General features: G+C 64.9%; 1 protein-coding gene. It reads right to left on the bottom strand.

Annotated elements, in window-relative coordinates:
• Positions 1–262 (bottom strand): alpha-amylase family glycosyl hydrolase (locus LQ326_RS47615; RefSeq protein WP_268208481.1); only part of this gene is annotated, 262 nt, incomplete at both ends.

Raw genomic sequence — 262 nt, 5'->3', positions numbered from 1 at the left:
AACATGGCGTCGATCTCCTTGCGCACCCGCTTCAGGAACTCGTGGGTGGGCGGCAGGTTCTCGCAGTTGGTGCCTTCCTCCGCGTACAGGTACGGCACCGCGTCCAGCCGGAAACCGTCGATGCCCAGGTCCAGCCAGAACCGGAGCGCCGCCAGCACCTCCTCCTGGACGGCCGGGTTCTCGTAGTTGAGGTCGGGCTGGTGCGAGAAGAACCGGTGGAAGTAGTACTGTCCGCGCACGGGGTCGAAGGTCCAGTTGGAGA

This window comes from Streptomyces shenzhenensis (assembly GCF_021462265.1).
In the GTDB taxonomy this organism is placed as follows: domain Bacteria; phylum Actinomycetota; class Actinomycetes; order Streptomycetales; family Streptomycetaceae; genus Streptomyces; species Streptomyces shenzhenensis.
This window is presented reverse-complemented; position numbering and strand designations above follow the sequence as displayed.